Annotated in this window: 14 protein-coding genes; 10 read left to right on the forward strand and 4 right to left on the reverse strand. The window is 61.0% G+C overall.

Features of this window, described 5'->3' with window-relative positions:
* The coding region (locus tag AC04SH_RS28755) for an IS5 family transposase (RefSeq protein WP_488577524.1) at positions 1-423 on the forward strand (423 nt) is incomplete at its 5' end.
* A 217-nt stretch (positions 424-640) separates the two neighbouring features.
* Here AC04SH_RS28755 and AC04SH_RS28760 read toward each other — a convergent pair.
* Both AC04SH_RS28760 and AC04SH_RS28765 read right to left on the reverse strand, forming a co-directional pair.
* Positions 641-1030, reverse strand: a complete 390-nt coding sequence (locus AC04SH_RS28760; protein WP_477234007.1) for a DUF427 domain-containing protein — start codon at positions 1028-1030, stop codon at positions 641-643.
* 142 nt (positions 1031-1172) lie between these two features.
* Positions 1173-1604 carry a hypothetical protein gene (locus AC04SH_RS28765; RefSeq protein ID WP_488577525.1) on the reverse strand — a complete coding sequence of 144 codons (432 nt, stop codon included), beginning with the start codon at positions 1602-1604 and terminating at the stop codon, positions 1173-1175.
* A gap of 211 nt (positions 1605-1815) precedes the next feature.
* On the opposite strand from AC04SH_RS28765, the gene AC04SH_RS28770 reads away from it, so the two are divergent.
* The 4 genes from AC04SH_RS28770 to AC04SH_RS28785 all read left to right on the forward strand — a co-directional run bounded on the left by AC04SH_RS28770 (position 1816) and on the right by AC04SH_RS28785 (position 5245).
* A complete protein-coding gene (locus AC04SH_RS28770; protein WP_488577526.1) occupies positions 1816-3444 on the forward strand; it encodes a fatty-acid--CoA ligase in 1629 nt (542 codons plus the stop codon).
* Between the two features lie 77 nt (positions 3445-3521).
* Positions 3522-3668 carry a hypothetical protein gene (locus AC04SH_RS28775; RefSeq protein WP_488577527.1) on the forward strand — a complete coding sequence of 49 codons (147 nt, stop codon included), beginning with the start codon at positions 3522-3524 and terminating at the stop codon, positions 3666-3668.
* Between the two features lie 43 nt (positions 3669-3711).
* A complete protein-coding gene (locus AC04SH_RS28780; RefSeq protein WP_488577528.1) occupies positions 3712-4494 on the forward strand; it encodes a DUF1499 domain-containing protein in 783 nt (260 codons plus the stop codon).
* A 316-nt stretch (positions 4495-4810) separates the two neighbouring features.
* Positions 4811-5245 (forward strand): hypothetical protein, encoded by a 435-nt coding sequence (locus AC04SH_RS28785; protein ID WP_488577529.1) that lies wholly within the window; start codon positions 4811-4813, stop codon positions 5243-5245.
* Positions 5246-5466: 221 nt separating this feature from the next.
* Here AC04SH_RS28785 and AC04SH_RS28790 read toward each other — a convergent pair whose 3' ends face one another.
* Entirely contained in the window at positions 5467-6480 is a 1014-nt protein-coding gene (locus tag AC04SH_RS28790) for a LacI family DNA-binding transcriptional regulator (protein ID WP_488577530.1), read from the reverse strand.
* 199 nt (positions 6481-6679) lie between these two features.
* On the opposite strand from AC04SH_RS28790, the gene AC04SH_RS28795 reads away from it, so the two are divergent.
* The 5 genes from AC04SH_RS28795 to AC04SH_RS28815 are packed head-to-tail and all read left to right on the forward strand — an operon-like array spanning position 6680 to position 11385.
* Positions 6680-7723, forward strand: a complete 1044-nt coding sequence (locus AC04SH_RS28795; protein WP_488577531.1) for an ABC transporter substrate-binding protein — start codon at positions 6680-6682, stop codon at positions 7721-7723.
* A gap of 27 nt (positions 7724-7750) precedes the next feature.
* The gene (locus tag AC04SH_RS28800) at positions 7751-8788 is read left to right on the forward strand and encodes an ABC transporter ATP-binding protein (RefSeq protein ID WP_488577532.1); all 1038 of its coding nucleotides are present in this window, start codon (positions 7751-7753) and stop codon (positions 8786-8788) included.
* Complete coding sequence (locus AC04SH_RS28805; protein WP_488577533.1) at positions 8785-9666, forward strand: ABC transporter permease; 882 nt, start codon at positions 8785-8787, stop codon at positions 9664-9666. Before AC04SH_RS28800 ends, AC04SH_RS28805 begins: the two co-directional genes overlap by 4 nt.
* Complete coding sequence (locus AC04SH_RS28810) at positions 9659-10450, forward strand: ABC transporter permease (RefSeq protein WP_488577534.1); 792 nt, start codon at positions 9659-9661, stop codon at positions 10448-10450. The genes AC04SH_RS28805 and AC04SH_RS28810 overlap by 8 nt, the downstream gene beginning before the upstream one ends.
* Positions 10393-11385 carry a phosphorylase family protein gene (locus AC04SH_RS28815; RefSeq protein ID WP_488577535.1) on the forward strand — a complete coding sequence of 331 codons (993 nt, stop codon included), beginning with the start codon at positions 10393-10395 and terminating at the stop codon, positions 11383-11385. Before AC04SH_RS28810 ends, AC04SH_RS28815 begins: the two co-directional genes overlap by 58 nt.
* Here AC04SH_RS28815 and AC04SH_RS28820 read toward each other — a convergent pair.
* Positions 11382-12290: an MBL fold metallo-hydrolase gene (locus tag AC04SH_RS28820; protein ID WP_488577536.1), complete on the reverse strand. Its 909-nt coding sequence runs from the start codon at positions 12288-12290 to the stop codon at positions 11382-11384. The genes AC04SH_RS28815 and AC04SH_RS28820 overlap by 4 nt on opposite strands.
* Between the last annotated feature and the right edge of the window lie 97 nt (positions 12291-12387).

The following is a 12387-nucleotide window of genomic DNA, read 5'->3' on the forward strand; positions in this document are numbered from 1 at the left end:
CGTTCTCATGGCGGACTGAGTACCAAGGTCCACGCGCTCGTCGATCAAGACGGCCTGCCGATCCGTCTCCTCATCTCGGAGGGAAAGGCATCCGACAAGACATTCGCCCCGCAACTGATCGAAGGGCTGGCGCCAGCAAAGGCGCTTGTTGCCGACAAAGGCTATGACAGCTGGCCGTTCGCCGCCCTTGTTGCCGAGACAGGCGGGTGCGCCCACATCCCGACGCGCCGGCACGTAAAGGCAAAGAGATTTGTCGCACCAGATCTCTATCGCGAGCGAAACCGTATCGAGCGCTTCTTCTGCAAACTCAAGCAGTTCCGCAGGGCCGCCACCCGCTTCGACAAGCTTGGTCGAAACTTCCTGGCAACCCTCACCCTCGCGTCCCTAAGGATTTGGCTGCGACACGTTGAGTCCACGCCCTAGGATCCATTCCGTGACCGCAATCGAAGCGCGCGGCGGGGCAGAATTCTGCACCGTTTCAACGCCTTAACGTCACGGCATGGATCCTATGGTCTGCGCCGCGTCGCTTCGCTCCTTGCTTCGCCATAGGATGACGACGCGACGGGCGTTTCGGCTAACCTTCAGCGATGCGGCTGGTCAACAGAGTTCAGTTCCGCCCATGCCGGGCCGCGTCCGGCCCTCAACCGGGCGTGGCTTCGATCGTAACCCTGTTGGGGTAGAACGCGCCGTGATCGCGAATCTCGGCCATTTCGTCGAAGGGCTGCTCATAGGCCCACATCGCGTCCTTGCCGGTTTCGCCGGCCGGCCGCACGCTCCAGTAGCTGGCGTCACCCTTGTAGGGGCAGTGCGTCGACAGAGCGGTTTTGCCAAGCTGGGTGAAATCGATGTCTTCGAAGGGGATATAGAAATGCTGGGGGTAGGGCGGTTCGGACAGAAGCTTCGCCCGCGTCGATGAGGCGATAACCGTATTGCCGGCACGCACGACCACGGTGCCGCGATAGGGTTCGACAGTGATGACCTTGCCGGGATTGCTCTGGAAGCCGGGGGCGGGGTTGGCGATCTGGTCCATGCGGGGGTTCTCCTTGTCCGATTGGGAGCACGGGGATTGCTTCCCACGTTCTTAAGTGTGTCCGGAGAACCAGTTGCGCAAGGCCATCGTGACTGGCCAGGCGTGCCTGGTCGGTCGTTGAACGATCACGTATGCGAGAACGTCAGGCCGCGGTCTTGAACACATCCATCAGGCCGGCATAGGCGGCAGCAATGCCAGCCACCGGGTTGGTGCTTCTTGACGTGGTCTCGACCTTCAGCGCGCCGCCGCCGGTCGGCAAAGTGAGCAGCAGGAACTGGCGATTGCCGCCATCGCCGATCGATGCGGCAGCGACATGCTGGCCTTCGCCTTCGTTCTGGACGCACATTTTGAACAGCAGCGTGCCGCCGACCGCCTCGAGGGCGCCGCCGACCACCTCGACAAATTCGTCTTCGGAAACCTTTTTGGCCTCCGGCACCAGATCGGCCAGACTTGCGGCCAGCGTATCTTCAAGCTCTTTGTCGTCGAGCTGAATGTCATCCAACTGCACGTCGTCCACCTGCACGTCTTCGGCCTGGCTGTCGTCCAACGGCCTGTCGTCGAGCTGCGCGTCCATGCGAACCTCTTTCAGTCGCCTATCGCACCCCTTGCCCCGTTAACGAACGTTAACACCGACGATGGCCGGATTGTGGCGGTTTTCCCAGGGATTCGATCACTGCTTGCTTCAGCCGTTAACGGTTGGAGACTTGATGACTGGACAATCTGTCCGTTCGTCTCACAATGGAACAAAAAATCGGCGGCAACGACATACCAATGGGAGGAACCGGATGCTCGGACTGATGCAGGAATGGCCGCTGCTCTGCCACAAGCTGATCGACAATGCCGAGCGGCAACACGGGACGCGAGAGATCGTGTCGCGCTCGATCGAAGGTCCGATCGTTCGCACCACCTATGCCGAGATTCATCGCCGCGCGCTGAAGGTTGCCCAAAGGCTCGAACGCGACGGTTTTGTGCTCGGCGACCGCATCGCGACGCTCGCCTGGAACACGGCGCGCCACATCGAGGCCTGGTACGGCATCATGGGCATCGGCGCCATCTACCACACGCTGAACCCGCGTTTGTTTCCCGAGCAGATCGTCTGGATCATGAACAATGCCGAGGACAGAGCGATCTTCGTCGACCTGACCTTCGTGCCGCTGCTGGAAAAGATTGCCGGCGCGGTCAAATCGCTGAAAAAGGTGATCGTGCTGACCGACAAAGCGCATATGCCTGAGACGACGCTGCCGAATGTGGTCCCCTATGAGGACTGGCTGAACGAGGCCGATGGCGACTTCGCCTGGAAGGTTTTCAGTGAAAACACCGCCGCCGGCATGTGCTACACCTCCGGCACGACGGGCGATCCCAAGGGCGTGCTCTACAGCCACCGTTCGAACGTGCTGCATGCCATGATCGCCGCCATGCCCGACGCCATGGGCATCTCCGCGCGGGATACGATCCTCCCCGTCGTGCCGATGTTCCATGCCAATGCCTGGGGCCTTGGCCAGAGCGCGCCGATGATCGGCGCCAAGCTGGTCATGCCCGGCTGCAAGATGGACGGCGCCTCGATCTACGAAGTGCTCGACACCGAGAAGGTGACCTTCAGCGCCGCCGTGCCGACAGTGTGGATGATGCTGCTGCAGCATCTGGAAGAGACCGGCAAGAAGCTTCCGCATCTGAGCAAAGTCGTCATCGGCGGCTCGTCCTGTCCGCGCGCGATCACGAAGAAATTCCAGGACAATTACGATGTCGAGGTCATCCACGCCTGGGGCATGACCGAAATGTCGCCGCTCGGCACGCTGTGCACCATGAAACCGCAATATCAGGAGCTCGAGGGCGAAGCGCGGCTCGATGTCCAGGGCAAGCAGGGCTACCCGCCCTTCGGCGTCGAGATGAAGGTGACGGATGACGACGACAAGGAACTGCCCTGGGACGGCAAGACCTTCGGCCGGCTGAAGGTGCGCGGTCCGGCCATCGCCCGCGCCTATTATGGCGGCGTCGGCTCCGAGCAGTTCGACAAGGACGGCTGGTTCGATACCGGCGATGTCGCCCATATCGATCCGGGCGGCTACATGCAGATCACCGACCGCGCCAAGGATGTCATCAAGTCGGGCGGCGAGTGGATCTCGACCATCGACCTGGAAAACCTCGCCGTCGGCCATCCCGACGTCGCCGAGGCCGCGGCCATCGGCGTCCATCATTCGAAATGGGGCGAGCGGCCCTTGCTGGTCGTGGTCGCCAAGCCGGGCAAGGAGCCGAGCAAGGCCGACATCCTGGCCTTCATGGAGGGCAAGGTGGCGAAGTGGTGGATGCCCGACGACATCGCCTTCATCGGTGAAATCCCGCATACCGCCACCGGCAAGATCCAGAAGACCACCTTGCGCAAGCAGTTCAGCGACTACCGCCTGCCGACGGATTGATTTTTTTGGGCGGCACACCCTCGCCGAAACGTTGGAGCATGTCGCCCAAAAGTGCGAAGCGGTTTTGGGACAACGACATGCGTGGAAACAACGAGCAAGGGATGTTCAATTTGAGCGTGCTTTGCTCTAGAGCAATTCCAGGAAAAGTGCGCAGCGGTTTTCCGTCCGGAATTGCGCGCGAAAAAGAAGAGCTGGAACGGTTCAACGGTTCCATCAACCGTTGAACCGTTCTAAGCCTCTGTGCGGGTTGGGGCGGTGCTGAAGACAATGGAAATTGACGAGCGGCAGACATCGAAGGCGGCCGGCTGGTCGCGGCGCACGGGTGCTTTTGCCCTGGTGCTGCTGCTGACCGTGCTGGCCGGCCATCATTTCGAACTGGTCGAAACGCCGGCCTTCCTGTGGGTGCTGGCGATCGTCGCATTGCTTGCCGCGTTCGCCTTGCTGTTTGCCGGCCTCGCTTTGTCCAGGCTGTGGCATTTCGGCGACCGCGGCGGCCGCGACCTCTCGGTCGGCGCCTTGCTGGCGCTGCTGGTGCTGACGCCCTTCGGCATCGCTGCCTATTGGGCGGCCACCACGCCGCCGCTCAGGGATATTTCGACCGATCTCGACAATCCGCCGGTGCTCGATACCAACGACCGCACCAAGGACATGAACGTGCTCGCGCCGCCAACCGCGGGCGAGGCGCGCTTGCAGGCCGATGCCTATCCGCTGGTCACCGGGCACAGCTACAATCTGCCGTTCGAAACCGTCGTCGACGCCGTCGAAACCGTGCTCGACCGCCGCGACTGGCAGCTTACCGCACCTTATCCGGTGACAGACGGTCAGGACGAGGTGACGATATCGGCCGTGGCCCGGAGCTTCGTCGTCGGCCTGCCCGCCGACGTTGCGATCCGGGTGAGCAATGATGGCGACACGATCGTCGTCGACATGCGCTCGGCCTCCCGCTACGGCCGCTATGACCTCGGCGACAATGCGTCGCGTATCGTTGGGTTCCTTGCCGAACTTGATCAGGAGGTGGCGGGCCAGGTGGGTGCTGCGCCGGCTGAGTGAGGGTTGGCGCCAAGCCACTGCTAGGGGTGGGCGCGGGCGCCGCTTGCGCTAGCGGCGCCCGGTGATCTCGGCATCCAACGCGCGCGTCAATGCCGCCTCGGCCGGCGCGTAACCCGCCGTGACCAGACTGACGAACTACCAGCTGGGGCGTTTGGATGATGCACGCCAACCGTCAACGATAGGCCCTTATCCCATGGCATCGATAAAACTTTAGGCTGTTCATAAATAATCCGTCGATTCAGATTCAACAATAGGGACAGGGTCACCCGATGCGGTTCAGTATCACGTATTATGAATAAAGAGAAAGGTCGTATGAATGAGAAAGAAAGGAATATTAGCGATAGCTATCGGACCTCCAATGCTGATTGTGGCTATTGGTATAGCATCTTGGTATTCGGGTGAGATAAATGGTTACTGTAGAAAAACCAAAGTTCTTGCCTCTGACGCAGAGCTGGTTGAAAGTGCGCTGGTTCTTGAGGCTCGACAGCCAGAGTTTCCCTATGCAATTTCAAGCCCAGCAGTTGCAAGCGAGTACCTAAAAAATAATCCCGACTGCTGCAAGGTAGAGCGATGGGATCATCCGCTGATGACGAATCCATTTTTAGCAGCGCTGAGTGGGCAACGTGGGTTTGCTGTCAGTTTGGTTTATCCAAGAAAACATCCTGATTTGGATGGGGCGCATCAAGAGACTATAAATATATTAAATGGCTGCGGTGCGTCAATCGACAGATACTCAATGTCTAAGAGATGATAGTAAAAGTGCGTAATATAGCCTACAATACAAAACTTGGAGCTTTTCCGGGTTGGTGTCGTTGTGGTTTTACGAGCTATCATCGTTGGGTTCCTCGCCGAATTGGACCAGGAGGTCGCGGGGCAGGCGGGCGCCGCGCCGGCGGAGTGACATCCAGAGCACCGGACAGCCAATCGGAATCGCTTGGCGCCGCAACAATGCGGCTCGAGTCTGCGCACAGACTATTCGCCGGAGTCGAATTCACCCTTTAACAAGAAGGTCTCCACCGGCCCGGCCGGATTGATGATCCGGCGCTCCAGAACCTCGATAAGTTTGCGTCCGACACCGGCCATGTCTACAAAATGAACCTCAATCTTCGCCGGCAGGAAGCGTGCAAGCCGCGTGCTGTCACGAGTGACGATGTGGACGTCACGGCCAGGCTCAAGACCCCGCTTGCCGAGAGCGTGTAACGCTCCCAGAAGGCCCAGTTCGTTGGCACATGCCAGGCCCGTCGGCGGATCTGACGATGCCAGCAGGCGATCGAACCAGGCCGCACTCGATTCCATGGTGAACATGCCGTGACCGATCAGCGATTGGTCGATTGCAATACCGGCCTCGGCCATTGCCCTTCCGTATCCGGAAAGACGCATGGCGCTCGCCTGGTCCTTCGGAACGAGAAGTTGCAGCGCAATGCGTCGACAGCCCTTGTCCATGAGCCGTCGGGTCGCCTCGTAGGCAATCTGTTCATTGTCGATATCGACATAAGGATAGGCGGTATCCAGGTCGGTTCTTCCAAACGCGACGAACGGCATGCGTTCATGCAGTAGCAGCTTGACGCGCGGATCAGCCGACACCATTCGGGTGATGATCAGTCCGTCTGAGCTGCGCGCCTGAAGCTGTCGCTGCACACTCTCGACGGGATCGTCGTCGGGCGTGGTCGAATAGATGGACAGACTATAACCCGCTTGCCGCGCCGCCAGCGTCATGCCTTCGATTAGAGGAAGCTTCAACAGATCGGAAAGGTAGTCGCGCGTCTCCATCGGCAGCACTGCCGTCAACGTCTGGGTTCGTCCGGTTTTCAGCGCGCGACCATGATGGTTTGGGACATAGCCGAGCCGCTTCGCCGCCTCCTTGACCCGGGCTATGGTCGAAGGCAGCACTTCCGGCCCATCTTTCAGAGCGCGGGACACCGTGGTCACCGAGAGGGAAAGTTCCGCCGCGATCTGTTTTAGATTGGCCATATCGCCCGACTTCATTTGCGAGAGCGCCGGCTGATCTTGCTGGGCATCGCAACGTTACCGGATTCGAACCGAGGGTCAAATCCAGGCGCGGCGAACCAAGCGAACCTGCCTGGCGCCAGCTTGACTCGCGGATTGTTTTCGGCAATCGTAACGTTACGATTAACAAAAAAGCCGGTCTTATCGGCATTTTTCTGAATCCGGAGGAGCAGAAACCATGTCCCGTTTACTACGCATTTCCCTGGCAGCGATCGCGGTCTCGGTTGCCTTGCCCGCCTATGCCCAGACAGTCACCATCACCACCGCGGGCGGCGACTATGGCAACGCCATAAAGGAGGCCATGTGGGCCCCCGCTGCAAAAGAGCTAGGCTATGATGTCCGTGAGGAGACGCAAAGCGACGGCCTGGCCGCGCTGAAGATGCAGGTGACTTCGGGTGCGGTTACCACCGACATCATCCATCTCGGCTCGCCGGAAGGCGCGCAGGCGGCCGCACAGTCGCTGCTGGAGCCGCTCGACTACAAGATCATCGATCCCAACTCCGTGCCGGCCGGCGCAAAGTCCGACTACTGCTATCCGTTCGACTCCTATGGCACCGTCATGTCGTGGAACACCAAGACCTATGGCGAGAATTCGCCGAAGACCTGGGCCGAGTTCTGGGATGTTGCCAAATTTCCGGGCCGTCGCGCCCTGCGCGCCAATGCGCAGGACCTGATTGAAATCGCGCTGCTCTCCGATGGCGTGGCGCCGGCGGACGTCTATCCCGTGCTCAGCACGCCGGACGGCCTGGAGCGCGCTATCAAGCGGCTTGAGGCGATCAAACCGAATGTCTCGGTGTGGTGGACCTCGGGAGCTCAGTCGGCGCAGTTGCTGAAAGACGGCGAGGCGGATTTGCTCGTTACCTGGAATGGACGAGCCCAGACCGTGAAGGCGGATGGCGGCGCGGCCGACTACACGTTCAAGGGTTCCGTCATCGGCACGGACTGCCTTGGCGTGCCGAAGGGAGCGCCTAACAAGGAAGCGGCCATGAAGCTCATCGCGGCGATGACACAGCCAGCACGCGTGGCGAAGCTGACCGACTTCATTGCATACGGCCCGGTCAACCCTGCCGCATATGAGGGCGGCCTTATCCCGAAAGACCGCCTGAAGACCCTGGCGACCGCTCCTGAAAACGCTGGCACCTCCGTGTACTCGAATGCCGACTGGTGGCTCAAGAACGGCGAGGCCGCTCAAAAGGCCTTCGATGAGATGATGGCCCGCTGAGTCTCAGCCAGAAGGCTGGAGCACATGATGAAGTCGCTCCCGATCACCATCGACAGCGTGCGCAAGACCTACGGATCTTACGTCGCGCTGGATGATGTCTCGCTCGACATTCAGGCTGGCGAATTCCTCACGCTGCTGGGGCCGTCCGGGTCGGGCAAGACCACGCTGCTTATGGCTCTGGCCGGTTTTGTCCGGCCCGATTCTGGTAAACTCCTGTTGGGTGATCGCGACATTACTCGCCTGGCCCCCAACAAGCGGGACATCGGCATAGTGTTCCAGAACTACGCCCTTTTTCCCCACATGAACGTTCTGGCAAATGTCGAGTATCCGTTGGTGCTGCGCAAGACGCCGAAAGCGGAGGCCCGTCAGCGGGCGCTTGATACCTTGGCCCGCGTGAAGCTGGAGGGTCTGGCGGAGCGCAACATCGCAGCATTGTCCGGCGGCCAGCGCCAGCGGGTGGCGTTGGCGCGGGCGATCGTCTTCGAGCCACGCGTGATGCTGATGGACGAGCCGTTGTCGGCGCTCGACAAGAACCTGCGCGAGACCATGCAGTACGAGATCCGGCGTCTGCACGACGGTCTGGGGATCACCACGATTTATGTGACGCATGACCAGCGCGAAGCACTGATCATGTCAGACCGGGTCGCGGTGATGAATTCCGGCCGCATTCAGCAGATCGATACGCCACAGCGGATCTATGATCGTCCATCCACCCGCTTCGTCGCGGAGTTCATGGGTGAGGCCAACATTGTGGCCCCGGGCGCGGTGCGCAGAATAGACGGCGCCGATCCGTCAAGCGAAGCTCTGATGATCCGCGCGGAAAGCTTCCATCTTGATGCGAAGCCCGCCGGGCGAGACGGGGTGGCGCTCGAGGGAACGCTGCGCGCCAAGGCGTTTCGCGGCGAGAACTGGCTTTTGACGCTGGCGCTTGACGGCGAGCAAGAGATTCTTGTCTGCATTCCAGCGGCGCTGGCCAGTGGCTGCGCAGAGCTTCACACCGGTCAGCGGGTGACCGCATACGCGCCGGCAGCGAAAGTTCACGCGATACCGGGAGCAGGAGCGTGACCGTCATCGCCGATCCTGCGCTGGCGGCAGACGCACGACGCGAGAGGCGGTTCTTCCTCTCGCTTTCGCTGCCCGCGCTTTTCATCGTCGGATTGGCGGCGATCCTGCCCATCGTCTGGATCATCCGGCAATCCTTCCTGACCACCGGGGGCGCATACACCGTCGGCAATTACGAGAAGGTGCTATCGAGCGGACTGACATGGTCGGCGCTCATCACAACGCTTGAACTGTCCCTGGGCACGCTGGCGATCTGCATTCTTCTCGGTACCCCCCTGGCGCTCGCCCTGGCCAGCGCCAGACCGAGGGTGGCCAATTTGCTGATGGCCTTCGTCATGCTGCCGTTGTGGACTTCCATTCTGGTGCGTACCTATGGCTGGCTCGTGCTCTTGCGGCGCGATGGCCTGATCAACGCGGCTTTGACGGGTTCGGGCCTGGCAGCGGAGCCATTGCCGCTGGTCTACAACTTCACGGGAACGCTCATCGGCATGGTTCACTACATGCTGCCGCTCTTCCTGCTGCCCGTTTATGCCGCGATGCGCGATATCGACGCAAACCTCGTCCGCGCGTCGGCGAGCATGGGCGCAACGCTCGGGCAAACGATCCGCACCGTCATTCTGCCGCTTTCGGCCGGCGGCATCTTCTCGGGCTCGATCATCGTCTTCATCTACACCATAGGGTTCTTCATCACGCCGGCGGTGCTTGGCGGCGGCAAGGTAAATCCTCTCTCCATCCGGATAGAGCGCACGCTGTCGACCTTTCAGGATTGGGGGTCGGCAAGTGTCCTGGGTATTCTGCTCCTCGTTCTCATGGCGTTGGTGGGTGTGATGTTCCTGGCTGCACGGCGGCTGATTGCCGGGGTCGGTGCAGCCCATGCTTGAAGCCTATCCAGACAACAGGCTGGCCCGCATCCTCCTGTGGAGCTTCTGCGCGCTCGTAATGGCGTTCCTGATACTGCCGACGCTCGTCGTCGTCCCGCTCTCCTTTTCAGCGTCCAATCTTCTCGAGTTCCCGCCGCGCGCATACTCGTTGCGCTGGTACGAGGCTTTCTTCAGTTCGGCGACATGGATGGCCGCACTCAGGACGAGCCTGATCCTTGGCACATTGACGGCGATGATCGCAGTGCCCCTGGGGCTGCTGACCTGCATCTCGATGAACAGGCTCGGCGGAAAGGCCGCCATGGCCATTCAGGGCGTTCTGCTCACCCCGTCCATCGTGCCGGGCATCCTGCTGGCGATCGGTCTGTTCTTTGTTCTGGCGGCGCAACGTCTGGTCGGAACGCTGTTCGGTGTCCTGGTCGGACATGCGGTGCTGGCCATTCCGGTCACGTGCATTGTGCTGTTGCCCGCTCTGGCCCGCTTTGACTGGAACCAAGTTCAGGCGGCACGTAGCCTCGGCGCAAACTGGGCGAGAGCCATTGGCGGAATAATTGTCCCACAGCTTCGGATCAGCCTGTTGTCGGCCACGCTGATGGCCTTCCTGACTTCGCTCGACGAGTCCGTCATTTCGATCTTCGTAGCCAGCGGTCAAAACAGCACGTTGCCGAAGCTTATGTTCCTGTCGCTGCGCGATCAGATCGATCCGACCATTGCGGCGATCTCGACATTATGGACGGTCATCGTCGTGGCCGTAGTCCTGATCGTGACCCTTCGCCAAAAATCCTGACCGAGACTGGAAACATGCCCACAGATCATAACGCAGCCGGTGCTCCGGCGGATCAATCAACGGACATACCTCAGGTAGGGTTGGCCATCATCACCGGCTCGGCAAACTGGGGGCTTGCCTTCCCGGAAGATGTCGAATTCGAGGGCGTGCGCACCTTGCGGCGGGACATGAGTTTCGAAACGCCTTTCGGTCGCACCGACAACTGGAAGCTGCTCGAGTTCGATGCGTCGATTACCGCTGAAGGCAAAGCGAAACGTGCCTTGTGCATGTATTCGCACGGCAATCCCCGCGACCATATCGACCATTCCTACCATCGCCGCGCGTTCTGGGTATTGATGAAGGCGGGTGTACGGCAAGTGCTGTCCTGCTCGACCATCGGCGCCGTCAACAAGGCGATAAAGCCCGGCGACATGGTGGTGAATGCCGATATCATCGAACTGACGCAGACCCCGTTTTCACTGCTTCCCGGCCGCCAGAGCTTCGATTGCTCGGGCAAGCAGATCGTCTGCCCAAGATGTGCGGCAGTTCTGGTCGAAACCGCCCGCCATTATTGGCCGGCCGAATGCCGCGTTCATGGCATCGAACAGCAGCTGGTCGCTGCCCACTGTTATGGGCCGCGGCTGACCACCCCGGCCGAAGCCCTGGCGTTTCGAAACATGGGGGCGGATGTGCTCAACCATTCGATCGCCCCAGAGGCGACCTTGTCGCGCGAGATCGGTGCATGCTTCGTGCCCTTGGCATTCGTAACCGCCGGATTCAACGACTATATGGACCGCAATCGCCAGAAATTGCTGCAGGATGACGTGTTGCCGAGTCTCTCTATGACAGCCTCGCGGGTCGCGCTGGAGACCGCGGCACGACTTCCGGTCAATCCGGAATGCTCTTGCCACGGTTTGAAATCGCCTCAACCGGAAGAACGTTCCAGCCGTTTCTAGCCAACCGGCACAAAAACGCCGTCGATGGCCGGATCCCCCTCGGTGCTGACCAGGCCGCGTGCCACCAGATCCTCGAGATGGGCAAGCACTGACAGGCCGGCAGCACCGTGCAGGCGCGGGTCGGTGTCCCTGTAGATCGCCTTGACCATGTCCGGGATCGTCCGGTCGCCGCCCCGGATCCGCTCCAGGATCGCGCGTTCGCGCATCTTGCGGTGGGTTTTGAGCCCGCGCATGAAGCTGCGCGGCGCGCTCACCGGGCCGCCATGGCCGGGCAGCAGCAGGCGGTCTCCGCGCGCGATCAATCTGTCGAGCGAGGCCATGTAGTCGGCCATCGCCCCGTCCGGCGGCGCCACGATCGAGGTCGCCCACGCCATCACATGATCGGCTGGAAACAGGATGCCGGTGCCTTCTAGCGCAAATGCCGCGTGATTGGCGGTATGGCCCGGCGTCAGCACGGTTCGGATCGCCCAGCCGTCACCCTCGATCAGCGTATCGTCGGGCAGCGCGATGTCCGGGACGAAAGCCGTGTCGGCGCTGGCGTCGAGCGGGTTGATCTCGCCGATCCGCAACGGCCGTGCCGGGCGATGCGGGCCCTCGGCCAGCACCGGAGCTCCAGTATGCGCTTTCAGCCGGGCGGCCAGCGGAGAATGGTCGCGATGCGTGTGGCTGACGAAAATGTGGCTGACCGGCCGGTTTGCGATCACCTCGAGCAGCGTCTGGAAATGCGCATCGTCGTCCGGACCCGGGTCGATCACCGCCAGCGTGCCGCGGCCAATGACGTAGCTGTTGGTGCCGTGAAAGGTGAACGGACCGGGGTTTTTGGCGGTGACGCGCTGTACGGCCGGCGCAACGGTGACGCCTTGGCCATAGGCAGGATCGAAGCTGGTGTCGAATTTGAGCGCCATGGCGGTGTCGTTGAGCTCAGGTCAAGGGGACGGCAAAAGCGATTGCCGCATAGCACGGAAGCCAATATAGGAAAAAGCGAGGCCGCCATCTGCGGCA

It is taken from the genome of Mesorhizobium sp. CNPSo 4688, from assembly GCF_057784295.1.